This window comes from Aliivibrio wodanis (genome assembly GCF_052920805.1).
In genome coordinates this window covers 524,586-543,689 of sequence record NZ_JBREXA010000002.1, presented here as the reverse complement: position 1 = coordinate 543,689, position 19,104 = coordinate 524,586, and the positions used below count along the sequence as shown (strand labels likewise).

The 19,104-nt window shown below is 37.8% G+C and carries 12 protein-coding genes and 1 pseudogene; 7 read left to right on the top strand and 6 right to left on the bottom strand.

Features of this window, described 5'->3' with window-relative positions:
- Positions 1–175: 175 nt before the first annotated feature.
- A complete protein-coding gene (locus tag ACU5DF_RS10375; RefSeq protein WP_446712785.1) occupies positions 176–1,546 on the top strand; it encodes an L-cystine transporter in 1,371 nt (456 codons plus the stop codon).
- Positions 1,547–1,700: 154 nt separating this feature from the next.
- Positions 1,701–3,728, top strand: coding sequence for a methyl-accepting chemotaxis protein (locus tag ACU5DF_RS10370; RefSeq protein WP_446712784.1), 2,028 nt, complete (start codon positions 1,701–1,703; stop codon positions 3,726–3,728).
- 284 nt (positions 3,729–4,012) lie between these two features.
- Here ACU5DF_RS10370 and ACU5DF_RS10365 read toward each other — a convergent pair whose 3' ends face one another.
- Both ACU5DF_RS10365 and ACU5DF_RS10360 read right to left on the bottom strand, forming a co-directional pair.
- On the bottom strand, positions 4,013–4,543 hold the full coding sequence (locus ACU5DF_RS10365; protein ID WP_045102285.1) for a 3'-5' exonuclease: 531 nt from the start codon (positions 4,541–4,543) through the stop codon (positions 4,013–4,015).
- A gap of 91 nt (positions 4,544–4,634) precedes the next feature.
- Positions 4,635–6,152 carry a sensor domain-containing diguanylate cyclase gene (locus tag ACU5DF_RS10360; protein ID WP_446712783.1) on the bottom strand — a complete coding sequence of 506 codons (1,518 nt, stop codon included), beginning with the start codon at positions 6,150–6,152 and terminating at the stop codon, positions 4,635–4,637.
- 247 nt (positions 6,153–6,399) lie between these two features.
- Between ACU5DF_RS10360 and ACU5DF_RS10355 the strand changes: the two are divergent.
- The 4 genes and pseudogenes from ACU5DF_RS10355 to ACU5DF_RS10340 all read left to right on the top strand — a co-directional run bounded on the left by ACU5DF_RS10355 (position 6,400) and on the right by ACU5DF_RS10340 (position 12,236).
- Positions 6,400–7,033: pseudogene (locus ACU5DF_RS10355) on the top strand (DUF2760 domain-containing protein).
- Positions 7,033–8,853 (top strand): Hsp70 family protein, encoded by a 1,821-nt coding sequence (locus ACU5DF_RS10350; RefSeq protein WP_446712782.1) that lies wholly within the window; start codon positions 7,033–7,035, stop codon positions 8,851–8,853. Before ACU5DF_RS10355 ends, ACU5DF_RS10350 begins: the two are co-directional and overlap by 1 nt.
- Before the next feature lie 134 nt (positions 8,854–8,987).
- The gene (locus ACU5DF_RS10345) at positions 8,988–11,804 is read left to right on the top strand and encodes an Hsp70 family protein (protein WP_446712781.1); all 2,817 of its coding nucleotides are present in this window, start codon (positions 8,988–8,990) and stop codon (positions 11,802–11,804) included.
- A 129-nt stretch (positions 11,805–11,933) separates the two neighbouring features.
- Positions 11,934–12,236: a hypothetical protein gene (locus ACU5DF_RS10340; RefSeq protein ID WP_045102290.1), complete on the top strand. Its 303-nt coding sequence runs from the start codon at positions 11,934–11,936 to the stop codon at positions 12,234–12,236.
- 74 nt (positions 12,237–12,310) lie between these two features.
- On the opposite strand, the gene ACU5DF_RS10335 is transcribed toward ACU5DF_RS10340, so the two are convergent.
- Positions 12,311–12,784: a DUF2947 domain-containing protein gene (locus tag ACU5DF_RS10335; protein WP_045102291.1), complete on the bottom strand. Its 474-nt coding sequence runs from the start codon at positions 12,782–12,784 to the stop codon at positions 12,311–12,313.
- Positions 12,785–13,027: 243 nt separating this feature from the next.
- Between ACU5DF_RS10335 and ACU5DF_RS10330 the strand changes: the two genes are divergently transcribed.
- A complete protein-coding gene (locus ACU5DF_RS10330) occupies positions 13,028–14,179 on the top strand; it encodes a DUF1887 family protein (protein WP_045102292.1) in 1,152 nt (383 codons plus the stop codon).
- 331 nt (positions 14,180–14,510) lie between these two features.
- On the opposite strand, the gene udp is transcribed toward ACU5DF_RS10330, so the two are convergent.
- From udp to ACU5DF_RS10315, 3 genes are all read right to left on the bottom strand, one after another.
- Complete coding sequence (gene udp, locus ACU5DF_RS10325; protein ID WP_045102293.1) at positions 14,511–15,269, bottom strand: uridine phosphorylase; 759 nt, start codon at positions 15,267–15,269, stop codon at positions 14,511–14,513.
- A 319-nt stretch (positions 15,270–15,588) separates the two neighbouring features.
- Entirely contained in the window at positions 15,589–16,320 is a 732-nt protein-coding gene (locus ACU5DF_RS10320; protein ID WP_446712780.1) for a hypothetical protein, read from the bottom strand.
- A 357-nt stretch (positions 16,321–16,677) separates the two neighbouring features.
- Entirely contained in the window at positions 16,678–18,996 is a 2,319-nt protein-coding gene (locus ACU5DF_RS10315; protein WP_446712779.1) for a zinc/cadmium/mercury/lead-transporting ATPase, read from the bottom strand.
- Positions 18,997–19,104 lie beyond the last annotated feature (108 nt).

The window sequence follows — 19,104 nt, the reverse complement described above, 5'->3', positions numbered from 1 at the left end:
ATCCCCTTATTGCTTTAACCATAACCAAAAAATCAATATATATTCCATTTGGTTATATATGATAACTTTTATCACTTATCTTACCGACAGCCTTACCGTTATTATGCCTTTAAATACAAAGGGCTTGTTTCAAATAGACACATAACGAGCGCACTAAATAAACAGGAAAAGCAGTATGTCATTAGCCGTTATCATCAATTTGATCGTCTTTATCGGTCTTATCTTCTTTCTTAATACCCAACAGCGCAAAGAATATACGCTGTCTCGCCTTGTTCTTATCGGCTTAATTGCTGGTAGTCTTTATGGTTTAGGTCTTCATGTAATTCATGGCGAAGGCAGTACTGTAATCAAGACAACACTTGATTGGATCAATATTGTGGGTAGCGGTTATGTGGGATTACTAAAAATGGTTATCATGCCATTAGTATTAGTTTCTATGTTTTCTGCGGTTGTTAAGCTCGATAAATCAGGTTCACTAGGTAAAATCAGTGGCGTAACTATCAGTGTTTTATTAATAACGACAATGATCTCTGCTCTTATTGGTATCGGTGTAACGCAGATGTTTGGGCTGTCTGCTGAAGGATTAACAGAAGGTGCTCGTGAAACCGCTCGTGTTGCCGTACTAGAATCTCGCATTGACCGTGTTAGTAATTTAACTATTCCTCAAATGTTAGTTAGCTTTATTCCTACTAACCCATTTGCTGATTTAACAGGCGCTCGCTCAACATCAATTATTGCAGTGGTTATTTTTGCTATCCTTGCTGGTATTGCGGCGCGTAAAGTAAGCCAAGAGAAAGAAGAGCTAGCAGGCCCGATTAATACCTTTGTTGAGGTTGCACAATCAATTGTAATGCGTTTGGTTAAGATGATCATGGCTTTAACCCCTTACGGTATCTTAGCGCTATTAACTAAAGTTGTTGCTACATCCAATGCTGCCGATATTTTAAATCTCCTTGGTTTTATTGTTGCTTCTTATGTCGCAATTCTTCTGATGTTTGTCGTTCACGGTTTATTGGTTTCATTTGTTGGTGTAAACCCTGTTGATTACTTCAAGAAAATTTGGCCTGTATTGACGTTTGCATTCAGCTCTCGTAGTTCTGCTGCAACAATCCCATTAAATGTTGAAGCTCAAATTACTAAGCTACGCGTTCCACCGGCAATTGCGAATTTATCAGCAACATTTGGGGCAACCATTGGTCAAAATGGGTGTGCTGGTATCTACCCTGCGATGCTAGCAGTAATGGTTGCTCCAACAATGGGAATTCCAATTGATGCTCACTTTATTCTATCTCTTGTTGCCATTATCACGGTAAGCTCATTTGGTATTGCCGGTGTCGGTGGCGGTGCAACATTCGCAGCTTTGATAGTACTTCCTGCAATGGGTTTACCTGTAACGATTGCAGCTCTACTTATCTCTATCGAACCTCTTATTGATATGGCTCGAACTGCACTAAACGTAAGTGGCGCAATGACAGCAGGTACAATAACAAGCCGAGTGCTTGGTGAACAAAGTACCGATGAGCAAGTCGAAAAGGCACAAGCATAACTTTTTATCTAGTTAACTGCTTATAAAACAAAGAGGAAGTCATTTGGCTTCCTTTTTTTGATTCATAAAACTGACATATCTCTGTAACCCTACCGTCATTCACCCTATTTATTATTTAACACATAATTTCTTGTTCCATTTGTGTAGGTTATAAATGAAACCTTTTCAAAAATCATCAATTTCATTAGTCCATGTATTTACTATTTTATTAACCAGTATTGTCCTTTGCTTTATCTGTCTATCACTACTAAGTAGCCGTGGAATTGACCGTGTTGGACAGCAGTTTACTCAACTGAGTCAGACTATGCTTCCTTCTGCATTATCCAATGCTAAATTGACAAAAAACATTTTGCAGCAAGTCACATTCATGAACGATGGCTTACACGCTAAAAATATAAATGATCTTAGCCAAATTCAAAATACTATCGAGCAATATCAACAACAAGCAAAAATTGAAATCCGTGAATTAAAACAGAAAGCCTCTACGCCAGAAACCCAACTAATCGCAAATCAATACCGCCAAATTGAGCAATCTATACAGAAATTAAACGCCTATTCTTCACGTATCTTATCGATACAAAAAAAGACCCTTTCCCTCTCAGAATCAATCACAGAAAAACTGCCTTCTCTTCGCTATGGTTTAAGCTCAATAGGCTCAGAAATGAACCGTATTAGTGCTTTTTTAATCACTAATAGCTCTGAGGCTGACGATGCTTCTAGCCGGTTTGTATCCAGTTCGATGGCACTAGAAACTACCTTCTTAAGTTTAATCGCAGAAGATGAGTTGCTAGAAGCAAAAAAATTGTATCGTGAAATTTATAATCGAATCGCGGCTCTAGAGTTAGCTTATGATGATCTAGCCTTGTTGTATCCAGATTTACCTTCCTATATGAGCTTAACCGCACCGTTAGAAATAGTAATGAATGAATTAAAAAATGAGCGTTCAATTCCACAACAATTACTTACTGCGCTGTCACTATTGCAAGAACAACAAAAATTGATCGATGCCGCTTCTGATATTTCATTAGACGTAACCACCCTACTTAGTGAGATCTCGCACTCTATGGAAGTATCGCTTCATAAGCGCGCGATCTCTGTAAATGATTCAATTACTACTTTCAAAAAAGTGATGTTACTAGTTAGCTGTTTTTTAATCATAACATTATGGATTGTAGCAACTTGGATACGATCTTGGATGTCACAAGGATTAACCAATATCATTGAACATTTAAAACGACTATCAACTCATAATTATCAACAACAAGTACCCGAGATTGGGCCTACTGAACTACAAATGATCGCAAAAAAGTTAAATAAAGTAATCAACTCTACAACTCATTCAATTGTAAATATGTCAAATAACTGTGATGTACTTTATCAAACCTCAGAAATTACAAGTAGTGTTTCCAATGATATTGAAGCTGGATTAACGCAGCAAAACGAAGCCTTAACAGCGATGACCTCAATTGTTACTCAGCTAGACTCTTCCATCAGTGAAGTTGCCCAATTAACACAAGAATCACATCAAGAAACTCATAAGGCTACCCAAGCTGCTGATATTGGCTTAACCGTCCTTGATAAGAATAAAACACGATTAACCCAACTGAATGATGCTCTTAGTAAAAATGTAACCGCAATGGCAACCTTGGATAGAGAGGTAGAGAAAATACAGTCAATGGTTGGGATTATTGCAGGATTAGCAGACAGTACCAATTTACTGGCTTTAAATGCTGCAATTGAGGCTGCAAGAGCAGGAGAACAAGGAAGAGGCTTCGCCGTTGTCGCAGATGAAGTTCGCCAGTTGGCAGGCAGTACTTCACAACAGACAACTGGTATCAGGGAAACTATGAGTGATTTACTTACCGCAGCTAATGACGCGAAAACATCAATTGCTCTTAGTCAAAGCGAAATGACACTAGCATTAGAATCTAGCCTTGATGTGAGCAGTACTTTTAAGCATATCTCAGCAACAGTGACTCAGATCAGTGAGCGAATTTCACAAGTATCTATTGCAACTGAAGAGCAAGCGCAAGCTGCCACTGAAGTCAGTAATAACATCAACCAAATTAATCAACACGGCCATGACATTGAACTACAGCTTCATGCTTTTGTAGAATCAACAATAGAGGTCGCAGGCATTGCTTCACAACAAAAAGAGCTAATTAGAACCTATCGATTATAGGTATAAATCATTAGAAAAACTAATGCAATAAATTAATTTTACTCGCTGTTATTACTTTTTAAAATATCTATAATTCGCGCCATAGAGACAAGATATTTATTAAAAAAAGTATAAAGGTGACGCTATGGCTAAAAATATTCTAACTAAAATCGCATCTGCTTATCAACGTGCATTTGTTGAATTATATAAACGCGACAATAAATAATCTCAATTAAATCGAGAAACAGAAAAAGGAGCTGAATTAGCTCCTTTTTTATATTTTTCGTTTCTTATTAGTATAAGTCTTATAATATTTTTAAAGCTAATTGTGCCAAGTTATATGCATCAACATAACCTGAGTGCTGTCTTCCTTCCCACTCAATATTTAACTCTTCCATCGCTTTACGTTGACCCATTCGATCATTTTTCTTCCGTGACTTAATGCGATATAACGTTGCTAAGTTGATAAATTCAACAAATGGAAACTCAATACCTTTTGCTTCACATTCTTTTTTTAAAATCAGCTCATCGTGACCCCAAGCAGCATAAATTTTATTTGTGCCTCCGAAGTTTTTAATCATCGATTTTAAAACACCTTCTAACGGTCGACCTTGCTTTTCAATCTTACGTGGAGTAATTCCTGTCAGCTCAACACAAAAGAGCGAAATTTCATCTTCTTCAGGTTTTACATAATATTGAGCGCGCCTAACTACTTCACCAACCTGCAAATCAAGTTCAGCTAATCCTACTTCAATGATCTCCCCTGTTGTTCCTTTGCCGTCGACACTCCAACAGCACATTTCCAAATCAAAACAGACGATACGATTAAAGTTCATGGAGATCCTTGCTACTCAAATAAAATGGGAGCGTTATTCTACCTAATCAAAGCGCATAGCGCGATACTATCGCTAATTGTTTGCTGAAAAATCACTCACATATAGTAACTTGGTTTCTGCCTTTCATTTTACTTTCATACAATGCTTGATCAGAAGCCTTAATCAAGTCCTCTCGACTTTCTCCTCGCCAAAGAGCAGCACCTAAACTAACCGTTTGCTTTATCTCAATGTCATAATGAAGCGTTGGTGATTGAGCTATCGCTAAGTGAACATCTTCTGCCACTTGTTTAAGCTCTTCTCTGTTTTTTACTTCGAGCAATATTGAAAATTCATCACCACCTAATCGAGCAATAGAAGATGCACTTCCAAGTAACTGAATTGTAATCGCCGTAATATGCTTTAAAACCTGATCGCCTTCAGGATGACCATACGTATCATTAATCTGTTTGAAATTATCGACATCAAAACAAATCAATCCAAAAGGTTTTTTATTTTCTATGTATTGATTAAATATGTCCGTTACTGATCGGCGATTTAATAGTCCAGTTAAGTCGTCATGCATAGCCAAATAGTGTAATTCTTTAGTCCTAATCGCTAACTGTTCTTCAATTTGTCCTTTATCTCTCATTACCATAAAGATCAATAACGCAATTAATGTTGAGATCGCTAATGCTCCTATAAACATCCAAGCTAGCGTTACTCTCTGATTTTTTGCCAGTTGATTATTGGTTTTATATTCAATTTTCCAAATTCGATTTTCAATATTAATACGGCTAATATAGGTTAACCCTGAAAAATCATCCCATCGTTTACTTTCATACATAATAGGATCATCTTCAGCATCAAATCCGGTATCAACAATTCGGATCACAAGAGATTCACCTAATGAGGTTGATGATACTAATTTTTCAAAATAACTATTAATACGGAGTACACCTACCATTACCCCTTTTAAACTTTTTTTATCTGCAGAAAATACTGGATGGTAAACTAACATCCCTGTTTTAGGAGCATTCGATTCTAAACTGTCTTGTAGTAAACGTATCTTATCAGACACGCTTGGTCGACCTGTTTGCATAAATTCATCAAGGACAAGTTGAAAGCGTTCACGAGATGAATAGAACCCAAGTAATGGAATATTTAACTTATCTCTTGGGTAAATATCTGTCGCAACATAAATTGGCATATTATTCTTCATAACATAACCATACGTTTTAGGCTGATTTTTAGGGACTGTATAGAGAGAAAATGAAGGGAATATTGTCTTAACATTTTTTACGTATTGCTCAATATCTTGCTTTTCTACTTTCTGCATCCATTGTAATGAGATAAGACTTTTCGAACTTGAGATAAGTGAATTAGCAAATAAAGGAAATTGTTGCCAATCTTGTTTTGAGCCTGCTTGATAAAAATTAGCTCCTGCACCAATAAAATCGATATCTTTTTCTATTAATAGAGAAAGTAAAACTGATTGTCGTTCAACTTCATTATAAAAATTATGGCGATTGTTATCTAAATTAGATTGATAGACAAACCTCATCGACAGCAAACTTAAAAAAAGAGCCAAGAGAAAACTTGTAATCACATGGAAATAACTATTTTTAAACACCTTATTTCCTCAAGCAGTTAATATGTCTTAATTCTAATCGTTATTAAAAGTTAACGAAACCAAATCCATAATAAATGTAAAATTTTCTTGATTTGATTTAATTTTGTTCAAAATAGCGCCAAACGGTATCTGTTATCTTGGTTCTCTAGCCTTCTTTTTATCTCTTATCCCTTGAATATGCTACAATTCACCACAATTTAGTTAAAAACGTTTGGTGCATTGCACCCAAAAATATAGAGAATGAATTATGAATTTTGACGTAAATGCTATTCCTTCTACCTTCGATTTAGGTCACATCGTCCTATTCGGTACTTCTGCTTTATTCGTATTGCTTTTTGCGATGAAAAAAGGAAAAACGGTTGAAGTAGAAAAGATTGTTGAAATTGAAAAAGAAAAAATCGTTGAAAAACCAGTTGAGAAGATTGTAGAAATCGAAAAAGTGGTTGAAGTAGAAAAGATCATCGAAAAAATTATTGAGGTAGAGCCAAAAGTAAAAGCCTCTACTCCTGAATCTGCTCTCCAGTTACTTTCTCTTCTACAAAAACGAAGCTCGTTTTATCGACTTTATGCAAGAAGATCTTAAAGGCTTTGCTGATGCTGAAGTGGGCGCAGCTGCTCGTGTTATTCATGAAGGTGGTCAAAAAGTATTATCTGAATACTTCACACTTGCACCAGTTCGTACTGAAGAAGAAGAATCTCGTTTATCAATCCCTGCAGGTTTTAATCCGTCAGAAATTCGCTTAACTGGTAATGTTATTGGTGAAGCACCATTTAACGGCACACTAATCCATCGTGGTTGGAAAGTGACAGAAATTAAACTTCCTAAGTTAGTAGATGGCTATGACGCAACAATCGTTGCCCCAGCAGAGGTAGAACTGTAATGGAACAAGCTAAATTCAGCATTGGTATCGATTTAGGTACAACTCACTGTGTGCTTTCTTATGTTGATTTACATAATGAAGACGCAAGTGTTCAAGTTATGTCAATTCCTCAACTAACTGCTCCTGGTCAAGTTGAAGAAAAATCACAGCTGCCTTCATTTATGTATCAAGCACATGAAGCGGAGCTATTAGAAGGTGATACCACACTTCCTTGGACAACAAAACCAAACGCGATTGTGGGTAACATTGCTCGTAACCTTGGCAGTAAAACCCCTATTCGTTTAATCGCAAGTGCAAAAAGCTGGTTATGTCATGGTGGTGTAAATCGTCGAGAAGCATTTTTACCATTAAATAGTCCTGAAGAAGTGATTAAAGCGTCACCTCTTGAAGTGACTAAACGTTATTTAGAACACCTTCAGAATGCATGGGATTCTCAAAACCCTGAGCATCCTCTAAATGAACAAGACATTACAATTACGGTACCAGCATCATTTGATCCAGCGGCACGTGACTTAACAGCAGAAGCTGCAAATAATCTTGGTTTCCTTAACCTTACGTTACTAGAAGAGCCACAAGCTGCTGTATATAGCTGGATTAAAAATAACGGCGATTCATGGCGTGACCAAGTTTCTGTTGGTGATGTGATTTTAGTGGTTGATATTGGTGGCGGTACTACCGATTTATCATTAGTTGCAGTGACTGAAGAAGAAGGAAACTTGAGCCTAAACCGTGTTGCGGTAGGTGACCATATTCTTCTTGGCGGCGACAACATGGATTTGGCTCTGGCTTATCGTTTAAAGATGAAGCTAGCGCAAGAAGGTAAGCAACTTCAACCTTGGCAAATCCAGGTGATGACTCATGCTTGTCGTGATGCAAAAGAAGCCCTTCTAAACGATTCTGAATTACGCTCAGTTCCTATTGTGGTTCCTAGCCGTGGGTCTAAATTGTTAGGTGGCACACTACAAACTGAATTAACTCAAGAAGAAGTTCAGCAAACATTGGTAGAAGGTTTCTTCCCTGTTGTTCCTGTTACTGAGCATCCAGTTCAATCTGCACGTGGCGCACTGACTCAAATGGGTCTACCTTATGCACAAGATGCAGCGGTAACTCGTCATCTAGCTAGTTTCTTAACTCGTCAACAAGCGGCGACTGACGAAGTATTTGGCCAACAAAACGAATCTGATTTTATTAAACCTACTGCGATTCTTTTAAACGGTGGTGTTCTAAAATCAAATCTTCTTTCTGAGCGTTTGCTAGGTATTATTAATGACTGGTTAATTGATGCAGAAGCGGAAGATGCAAAACTACTTGAAGGGTTAGACCTTGACCTAGCCGTTGCTTCTGGCGCGTCTTACTACGGTTCTGTTCGCACAGGTAAAGGCGTTCGTATCCGCGGTGGTATCGCATCAAGCTATTATGTAGGTATCGAAAGCTCTATGCCTGCGATTCCAGGAATGGAACCACCAATGGAAGCATTATGTGTTGCTCCATTTGGTATGGAAGAAGGCTCTCATGCTGATGTACCTAGTCAACAATTTGGTTTGGTGATTGGCCAACCTGTACAATTTAAGTTCTACGGTTCTACCACTCGTCGTGATGATCAAGCGGGTACACACCTTGATTTCTGGATGCCAGAAGAGCTAGAAGAACTTCCTGCAATTCAAGTGACGCTTCCTGTTACTGACGGTCGCTCTGCAGGTGAAGTAGTTCCTGTTCGTTTAGCCTCTAAAGTGACTGAACTTGGTACTCTTTATCTTGAAGCCATTGCTGCCGATAGCGGTGAGAAATGGCATGTAGAGTTCGATGTTCGTGAAGCATAATTTAGTTATTAATCTTCATTAATATGCTTCTTTAAGAGTTCAGTCACCGTTATAGGGGCTGAACTCTTTTATTATATGCCCCTACATTTTATCGCTGCCGCCTTCTTTTTTATTGCAGCTTCATTGGAGTTTTTATGAGTTATTCTAATCGTTATTTAATTGGTATCGATCTCGGTACTACTCACACTGTTGTGGCTTATACTGATGTCTCTCTTGGTATTGAAACTAGCCCAATTGAGATCTTCAATATTGACCAATTAATTGGGCCGGGTGAAGTCGCTCGTAAACCTCTACTCCCTTCGTTTCGCTACCATGCGTCTCAAAGCCAGATCAGCGATAACGATTTAACTCTACCTTGGAATGTAAAAGCGATTGATGGCGAGATAAAGAATGCAATCATTGGCGAATGGGCGCGTGAATTAGGCTCAAAAGTCGAAGGCCGTCAAGTCGTCAGTGCTAAGAGCTGGTTATCTCACACTAAAGTCGACCGCACTTCAGATATTCTACCTTGGGCTGGAGCAGAAGATGTTGAAAAAGTCTCCCCTATTGTTGCTAGTGCAAGTTATTTGAACCACGTTCGTCAGTCTTGGAATTACCACCATCCAGATGCTCCAATGGAACTGCAAGAGGTCGTTGTTACGGTTCCTGCTTCATTTGATGAAAGTGCTCGCTCATTTACTATTCAAGCAGCAAAACTGGCTGGTCTTGATAAAATTATTCTATTAGAAGAGCCACAAGCGGTTTGTTACGACTGGTATCACCATCATCAAGATACAGCAAAAGACATTCTCAAAAACGTACCACTAATGGTGGTGTGCGATGTTGGCGGTGGTACTACCGATCTAAGTTTAATCCAAGCACGTTTTGATAAAGATGAATTATCACTTGATCGTATCGGTGTAGGTGATCACTTAATGCTTGGTGGTGACAACATTGATTTAGCGTTAGCACATTTAGCAGAACAACGCTTAAATAGCGGAAAAAAAATGACCGCTGCTGCATTAACTAAGCTAATTCAACAAACTCGTAAAACCAAAGAGCGTTTATTATCTGCTAATTCACCTGACTCTGGTCATATTACATTACTTGGTTCTGGTTCTAAATTACTCGGTAGCAGTCGTAAAGTTGAATTAACCAAACAAGAAGTACATGAAATTGCATTAGAAGGTTTTTTACCTCTAACCGATTTTGATGAGCGTCCTAATCAACGTCAAACCGCCGTCGTTGAATTTGGTCTTCCTTATGCTTCTGATCCTGCTATCAGCAAGCACTTAGCTCAATTTTTAGACAATCATAAAGAAGTTTCTACCAAAGCATTAGGTTGGGATCAACTTGATCTTGCGGATCATAATGATCGTGCGATACCTGTTGGCTTATTATTAAATGGCGGGGTATTTAATAGCCCGCTTCTGGCTGATCGCTCACTTAAGTTAATGAATTGCTGGAAAGGTGACACCGTAACCTTACTATCAAACCCTCATCCTGATTTAGCGGTTGCTTACGGTGCTGTCGCTTATGGTAAAGCTCGTCATGGTGCACAGCTTAAAATTGGTGGAGGCTCTGCTCGTTCATTCTATCTACAATTAGAAGAAAAAAATAAACAGCCGCAAGGTCTATGTTTATTAGCAAAAGGCAGTGACGAAGGTGAAGAGATCCGCATGACAAGCCGTCGTTTTTCTTTAACATTAGGCGAACCAGTTCGATTCAACCTACTCTCAACGACAAAAGACCAACTTGCTACCTCAGGTATGATCACTGAATTAGCAGATCCAAGCTTTGTTAGCTTACCGCCTTATGTCGTTACACTTGAATCGAGTAAAGCTAAAGAAGAGTTACATGCAAACCAAAAAGATCGCGTAGAAGTCACGTTAGCTTGTCAATTCACCGAAGTAGGTACAATTAAAATTGAATGTGTTTCCGTTGAAGACGATTCACAGCGTTGGTTAGTTGAATTTGAAGTGCGTAACCAAGCATCGAATAAAAGTACGAACTTAGCTGACCAAATCAGTTTACCTCCTCGCCTTCCTAATGCGATAGAAAATATTAAAGAAGCTTATGGCGGCAGTAAACAAAATCCTAATGCCATTAAAGCTTTTTCTAAAAACATAGAGAAACTGATAGGTAAACGTGAATCATGGGATTTAATTACCTCTCGTGAATTAGCTACTGCATTATTAGACAGTAAAAAACGTCGCCGTCGTTCAGAAAAACATGAACAGAATTGGTTAAAAATGACTGGTTTTGCACTACGTCCTGGTTTTGGCTACCCTGCTGACGAATGGAAAATTAGCCAAGCATGGGAAACCTATCAACAAGGTATTCAATTTGAATCAAAGCAATCTTGGAATGATTGGTGGACATTCTGGCGTCGTATCTCTGGTGGTTTAAGCCAAGAGCAACAAGAGACTATTTTGGCTGATATTGCCAAGTATTTACACCCAGGCTCTTTACGTAACCCTAAGACTCTAGAAGATGCGACAAATAAAAGCTATGAAGCAATGGTACGTTTAGCGGCCGCTTTAGAGCATTTAGATGTCGAAGACAAAACTCTGATCTCAACGTGGGTGTTAGGTCATGCTAAAAGTGGAAATCAACCTCAAGTGCATTGGTGGGCTTTAGGTCGTATTTGCTCTCGTTCTCCTTTCTATGGAAGTCAGCATAATTTGATACCAGCAACCCAAGTGGCTCAATGGTTACCAACACTATTAGAGCAAGATTGGAAAATACAACCAATGGCCGGTTTTGCCGCCGTAATGATGGCACGCCTTACTGGTGATAGAACTTTAGATGTTTCTGGCGAGTTGCGTGAGAGTATCATTGATAAACTGAAAAAGAGCCGATCACCACAAAGCTGGATTGAACTCGTCTCTAACCAACAAGCATTAACAGAAGCAGACTCTAAGCGCTTGTTTGGTGACGCCTTACCTGCAGGGTTACGTTTAATAAATTAGTGTAGATACATGACAAAAATGAGTCGTTTTGTCTCATTTTTGTCAAAGCTACGCAAACTAACAAAAATTCTCTTCAAAAAGATGATGAATTCGGTATACTGAATTCATCACAATTTAAAGGTAATTCTAATGATCCATATCGTTATTTTAGCGACTATGGTGTTACTTTATTTTGTTGGTTGGTCTCGCTTCGGCACTCAAGAGTTACGCAATGCAGCCAAAAGGTTCAGTGAGTTAATCCCTGCCCCTCAAGAGCTAGTTATTGAATGGATTATGTACAACAAACAGATATTGGATATCAATGAGTTTCAACGTTTTATCATCCATTTAAATAGAGCAAGCACTGAAGATTTAAAAATAGAACTGGATAGCTTTTCTCATTATCTCGAAATACATGCTCCCGAGTATGTAATTTCAAGAGCCACTTCTTAAAGACTACCACTCATGATTCAAAAAAGGCTCATCGTCAATGACAATGAGCCTTTTGTTATTTTATCTATCTAAAGTTAACTTCTTGAACCTAACTTCACTTTACCTTTAGAATTAAACCATAAGGCTTGTGATTTCTTCTTACCTATTAAAATTGGTAAATCATCATAAAATAAGAAGTTTTTCCACGTCTTCTTAAATGTTCCCCAAGAAGTTTCAATTACATTGTATTTTTCATAACAAAAGTAGATGGTGACTTCATCAGCCCAATCAATGAACTCTAACACTTCTTCTGGTAATGATTCGTTGTCACTATCCCAACGATGTTGCCAATCAATTTCATTACTCCATGAACTTTTTTTCATTGGCCATTCTTTTGAACCAAAATGATCAGCCGTTGGACTATTCGCACTGATAAAATCATTCCAAACCTGAGCAGACTTTGCCTGAGTGAATGGCTTAATTAATGGTAATACTTCATCATCAACTGGCATAGATTGATGAGTAAAAATCCATTTGCGATTGTATTCATCTAAAGGTAAATAACTCATAATTCTTCTGTATTTAAGGCATTTGATTCCATTCTATCGTCTTTTTTTATTAAGCCCAAATAAGAATATTTAACAATGGGTTGATTTTTCTCATTAAGCCCCTCATTACAATAGTATCGAATAGAAAAACCATACCAATTCTGTAAGTAGGTATTGGATTAATATTCTCTTAAAATTATAATTATTTGGTTACACATGCCTTGAGCAACACTTATGTGTAATTATCATTACAAGGATTATTTCATGATCACTCATGTTGGCATATTAGATCAAGACCCCGTCCGTCTTATCACTCCCCTTCTTGATCTCTCCGTAAAAGGTGAGCACATGATTTTTATTGGCGATGACACTCAAAAGGATATGTTTCATCGTTTGGAAAAGATCCTCAAATATAAAGGTATTTCTTCAGATTTTTATGAAATCCCGAATATTGTAGATACGCATTTAATTAAAGAGTCTTTACAAGCACTTGCTTCTGAAATGAAACTTCACTTTAGTGATATCAAATTAAATGCAAGCTGCGGCCTTCGACATCGCCTCCTTTCTGCCTATGAAGTGTTTCGTTCATATCATTGGCCAATTTTTGTTGTCGAACCGTTCAGCGATAAATTGTGTTGGTTATATCCAGATGGTCGCAAGCAAAAACACGTTGCAGATAATATTAAACTAAGTGACTACCTTGCCATTTTTGGTGCTCGTTGTGAGTTCTCCGAAACAGAGCTACCTGAAAATATTGATAAGCGATTACGTGAGCTCTGCCAGCGCTGGGCAAGTAACGCATTAGAGTTAGGCCCGGGCCTTGCTACACTTAATTACTTGGCAACAACATGTCGTAAAGAACAACGCTTAGATGTTGAAGTTACTGAAAAACAGCAAAGCTACAAAGAACTGAATATGCTGCTAACTGACTTAGTTGAAACTGGTTTGGCTACCTATGAAAACGGCACCTTAACTTTTGACTGCGAAGAAGCGCGACGCTTAGCTAACGGCGAATGGTTAGAGATTCTGGTTCACAATACCGTTGTTGATATTCAGCAATATTTACCTACGCTTCAAGATCACTCATTGAATGTTCAAGTACATCGCGAAATTGGTGATAAAGACGTTCGTAACGAGCTTGATGTGGTCAGCATCGTCAACAACAAGCTGCATATCATTGAATGTAAGACCAAAGGTATGAGAGATGATGGCGATGATACTCTTTATAAATTAGAGTCATTACGTGATCTTCTCGGTGGTTTACAAGCACGAGCTATGTTGGTTAGCTTCCGCCCTTTACGTAATAATGACATTATGCGAGCACAAGATTTAGGGCTCGCGATTATTGGTCCTGATGAGTTAGGTGAACTTAAAAAGCATCTTTTAAATTGGTTCTTAGCGGCTGGTGGTCATTAATCATCACCCGAATTACAATAATCGATAAATACTGAAATTGATCTAACAAGAGATAGAGGCCATTAATTTGGCCTTTTTATTGTTCATTATTTATACCATTGCCATTAATTAAATGGTCTATTTATTACGCAGGAAAACCACTTAAGAGCAAGGCAAAAATTCTGATAAGTAGTTATTCTACTTAAATAATTTTTAACGAAGCTATTATGTGATTTAACCAGTAATAATGACTAGAGAATTACTGGAATTGGTATTATAGACTTATTTAAACAAAAATGGCGCTGATTCATTACGAACCAGCGCCATTTTTATATCTGTTTATACTATTCTATTATAGAAGATTACGAGCAGCTTCAATTACAACTTTAATTGAACGTGCTTCTGTTTCTTTTAGTGTTGCGTGATCTGGAGTCTCTTTTTGTGTACGGTTGATAATTACACCCGCAACACAACCCGCACGTAGACCAGAGCTTGCACACATAGTTAATAACGTCGCAGATTCCATTTCAAAGTTAAGTACGCCCATATCTTGCCATTCTTGCATAGAACCTTGGAAACGCTTAACTACGCGACCTGAGAACGTATCATAACGCTCTTGACCTGGGTAGAAAGTATCACTTGATGCTGTAACACCTGTGTGTACATTAGCACCTTGATCAACAACTGCTTTACGCATTGCTGTTGCAACATCAAAGTCAGCAACTGCTGGGAATTCCATTGGAGCAAAGTGAAGACTTGCGCCATCTAAACGCACAGAACCTGTTGTTACAATCATATCACCAACATTTACATGCGGTTGAATTGCACCCGTAGTACCAACACGTAGGAAAGTACGAACACCAAGTTGAGCTAGCTCTTCAACTGCAATAGAAGTAGACGGACCACCAATACCTGTTGAACATACTACAATTTTCTTACCATCTAGTTCAGCCAGGTATACTGTGTATTCTCGGTGACTTGCTAGAAACTTAGGGTTTTCCATTTGCTCTGCGATTTTCTGAACACGTGCTGGATCACCAGGGATGATCGCCATTTCTGCACCTTGAAGATCTGCTTGTGTTACGCCTAAATGGAATACTGCTGCTGTCATGGTTAACTCCTTGCGATTGTAGGGTCGCGTTAATTTAAATAGTTATATTTGATTCGATGAAGTTACTTTACCCAATCGATTCATTAATTAGTGTGATTAGGATCTCGAAAGGAATGATGAAAAATTACAATATTGCACAGAAAAACGATTGGTATCACATAAAATATGTAAGCTGATTCATTTTCAATCAATTTTTTGGGTATCAGCCATAAAGTCTTGACTATTCATGTATAAAAAAAGAACACTAGATAGTATTAGTGTTCTTTTATTTATAAACTTTACTATTGATATATTACTTCACAATAAGCTGGCTTACTTGTTATTTATCAAAATCGAAGATATAACAATTTTTGCCATCTTTAAGTGATTCTATGTTTTCAGGACTAAATATAACAACACGATTCACATTGTTCGACGTACTTGGAATAGTACACGAGCTCAATACATTGCCCTTAAGTAAAATATCTAACTTATATTCCTCATTATGATCAACCGTAATTTGCCCCGACAGCTTCTTCGGTGACAATGACGATATTTTCTCTTTACCATCTAATTCAACAGATGTGGAATAAGTTGCATTCAGATCTCGATAATTAATAACTGTTAATGTTGATGTTGAGCTCGAGAATTTAGGCTTTTCAAAAACATCGAGGTCATAATCACCTGTATCATCTGGACCTATAGCAAATAAAATTTGATCATTCGCAATAGATAGCACTCTTTTTGACAAAATTTCATTATCATTTACATTTTTTAATGAGAATGTAAAAGTATAAGGTAATCTAATATCTTCTTCTGAAATCTGGAAGTAACCTGATTCATCTAAACCATATTCATGAATACTCGCAATAGATACTTCACTGTTATTCTCATATTTCAAGCCAATATTAATATCGTCATCAGCTAAACTTGACAGGTTCTCTATATTCGATAAGTTAAAGCTCTGAAAATCAAATCTATATTTTTCAAGATCCCCAGTATCTTCTTCAACTTCACAACCCGTTAATAAAAAACTAGCCATCAACGCGCTTAGAACGAACTTCTTATTCATTATGCAGTACCTTTTAAATTTTTCACTCATATATTATAAATCCCACTGAGCGAACTATATTACAATTAGGCTTATAATTCATTAGAACATAGGTAAATAAATCTCTCTAAACAGGTATTTTAGACAGAGAAACATATTTAAACTCAGCAGTTATCCTCTATTTAAGTAAAATAACTGACCATAATGAAAAGAATAAAATCTAAGTTATTTTAGAAAAATCAAAAACGAAGCTATTAAATACGGTTAATTTCGTGTGATTAGATAAAGACTGTTTATCACTTATGACTTTGTGCTCAAAAAGTAAAGCCAACAATATTTAGTTGGCTTTGAAGTTAATTAATTATTTAAATACTGTATTTACTGTGCTTTTTCTTTAAAACGTAATAGACGCAGTGCATTCAAGGTAACAAGTGCTGTCGCCCCACTATCTGCTAGAACTGCTACCCATAAACCGGTAATACCCAATAAACTGGTCACTAGGAATACCGCTTTTAAACCAAGTGCTAATGTAATGTTCTGACGAATATTACTCAATGTCGCTTTTGATAGGGCAACCATTGGTGCTAGCTCTTCTAAACGGTTATGAGTCAACGCGGCATCTGCGGTCTCAAGAGCAACGTCCGTTCCGCCTCCCATTGCGATACCAATAGAGGCCGTTTTCATTGCTGGCGCATCATTAATCCCATCACCGACCATTGCTGTTTTTGCATTAGCCGTTAATTTCTCAACATATTTCACTTTGTCTGAAGGTAATAGCCCTGCTTTGTAATCTATGTTTAGCTCTGTCGCAATCGCTTTAGCAGCACGTTCGTTATCACCCGTTAACATGATGGGTGTAATACCGAGTGCTATTAGCTTTTGTACAGCAATTTTTGCATCAGGACGTAATTCATCTCTCCACGCTAATAAACCAGAAATTTGATCATTCACTAGCACTAAAACAACCGTTTTTCCTTGCTCTTCTAGATACGCGATTTGGCTCTCGGCTTCAGAAGTAACTTCTCCATCAAATTGTTGAGGTGCATAAAGAGCAATTTGTTTTTCATCAACAATCCCTTTTATCCCTTTACCTACAACGGTTTCACGATCGTCTGCTTCAATAACAGTAAGGCCTTGTTCTTGCGCTTTGATTACAACAGCTCTTGCTAATGGGTGTGATGAGCCCATCTCTACTGCGGCTGATTGCAATAAAATACTGTGTTCAGTTTCAGTCTCAACAAGCACTCTAATATCAGTAAGTATCGGTTTACCTTGCGTTAATGTTCCCGTCTTATCAAATGCGATGTTTTGAATATGACCAAGCTCTTCTAATGCAGCTCCCCCTTTAATCAAAGCTCCACGTTTTGCCGCAGTTGCTAAACCAGAAGTAATCGCTGCTGGTGTTGATATCACTAACGCACAAGGACAAGCGATTAATAGCATCGCTAAACCACGGTAAATCCAAGTGTCCCATGACTGACCAAACATCAATGGCGGAATAATAATAACTAATAAAGAAAGCAGCATCATCGCAGGTGTGTACCAACGGCTGAACTTATCAAGGAAACGTTCTAACGGTGCTTTACGTGATTCAGCTTCCTCAATTAAGTGCAAAATACGGTCAATGGCATTTTCACCTTGTGCAGAGGTAATTTGAATTTCAATCACGCGATCATTCACAATTGATCCTGCCATTAATGGATCGTTAGCCTTTTTATCTACAGGAACTGACTCACCGGTTAATGCACTTTCATCAAAAGAGGCGAATTCAGAAAGTAAAATAGCATCTGCGGCTAAACGATCCCCTGGAGAAACTTGAACTTTATCTCCTACATTTAATTCTGATGCTGGTACTTCTTCTTTAGTGCCATCCGATTTAATACGAATTGCAGTATCAGGCACTAAATCCATTAACGCTTTTACACCACTTCTCGCCTTTGCCGACGCATAGCCTTCTAATTGTTCACCTAACATAAACAATAAGATAACCATGGCAGCTTCAACGGTTTCACCTAGATACACAGCACCAATTGCAGCTACTGTCATTAAGGTTTCGATTGAGAATGGCGATCCATTTATCGCTAAACGAATCGCTTTGCGTCCAATAGGAATTAATCCAAATAGACCCGCAACAGTAAAGGCGATTGCGCCTAACTCTTTATTTACTAAATTAATACCCGTTGCAATAACTAAAAAAGCAACCAAAGTTAATAATAATATATTCTTTTTCCAGAATGGCTTAATGTCACTCTCTGATGTGTTTTTTGCACCTATATCAGATAACGGAAAGCCTGTTGTCTTAGCCACGGTAATGATTTGTTCAAATACCGCTTCGTTCTTCACTCTTACCGTCAGTTTTTCGGTTGCAAAAATAACGTTAGCATCAATGACATCTGGAATAGCGAGTATGGCTTTTTTCAACTTAGCAGCACAGCTTGGACAGTCCATTTCGGCAATAAGCCAACTGCGAGATAATGAAGTGTTGTTTGACGCTATAGAGGAAACAACTAAGGGGTCTGAATCTCCAGGATCTGAGCCACAACATGAGTCAGCATCTGTTGCTTTATCAATACTGCTGCAACAATCTGAAACTGCAGTTTCTGCTTTGATTGCTGTGATTTTTGGTGTAGCACAGCAAGAGCTTGATGGATTATGCTTATGATCTTGGTTAGGTGTCGCTTTATGAGCTGTACACATGAGAGTATCCTTTCTGTTAGGTAATTTGTTTATCTACACTAACTATAAACCTTAGAGTTAACTCCAAGGTCAAGAAGAGTTTATATAATTAATAATTATCAAATACAG

What these genes read in the sequence shown, in the direction of transcription:
- ACU5DF_RS10375 (WP_446712785.1), top strand. Translation starts at nt 176, where the DNA reads ATGTCATTAGCCGTTATCATCAATTTGATCGTCTTTATCGGTCTTATC.
- ACU5DF_RS10320 (WP_446712780.1), bottom strand. Translation starts at nt 16,320, where the DNA reads ATGAATAAGAAGTTCGTTCTAAGCGCGTTGATGGCTAGTTTTTTATTA.
- ACU5DF_RS10315 (WP_446712779.1), bottom strand. Translation starts at nt 18,996, where the DNA reads ATGTGTACAGCTCATAAAGCGACACCTAACCAAGATCATAAGCATAAT.
- ACU5DF_RS10365 (WP_045102285.1), bottom strand. Translation starts at nt 4,543, where the DNA reads ATGAACTTTAATCGTATCGTCTGTTTTGATTTGGAAATGTGCTGTTGG.
- ACU5DF_RS10340 (WP_045102290.1), top strand. Translation starts at nt 11,934, where the DNA reads ATGATCCATATCGTTATTTTAGCGACTATGGTGTTACTTTATTTTGTT.
- ACU5DF_RS10350 (WP_446712782.1), top strand. Translation starts at nt 7,033, where the DNA reads ATGGAACAAGCTAAATTCAGCATTGGTATCGATTTAGGTACAACTCAC.
- udp (WP_045102293.1), bottom strand. Translation starts at nt 15,269, where the DNA reads ATGACAGCAGCAGTATTCCATTTAGGCGTAACACAAGCAGATCTTCAA.
- ACU5DF_RS10335 (WP_045102291.1), bottom strand. Translation starts at nt 12,784, where the DNA reads ATGAGTTATTTACCTTTAGATGAATACAATCGCAAATGGATTTTTACT.
- ACU5DF_RS10345 (WP_446712781.1), top strand. Translation starts at nt 8,988, where the DNA reads ATGAGTTATTCTAATCGTTATTTAATTGGTATCGATCTCGGTACTACT.
- ACU5DF_RS10370 (WP_446712784.1), top strand. Translation starts at nt 1,701, where the DNA reads ATGAAACCTTTTCAAAAATCATCAATTTCATTAGTCCATGTATTTACT.
- ACU5DF_RS10330 (WP_045102292.1), top strand. Translation starts at nt 13,028, where the DNA reads ATGATCACTCATGTTGGCATATTAGATCAAGACCCCGTCCGTCTTATC.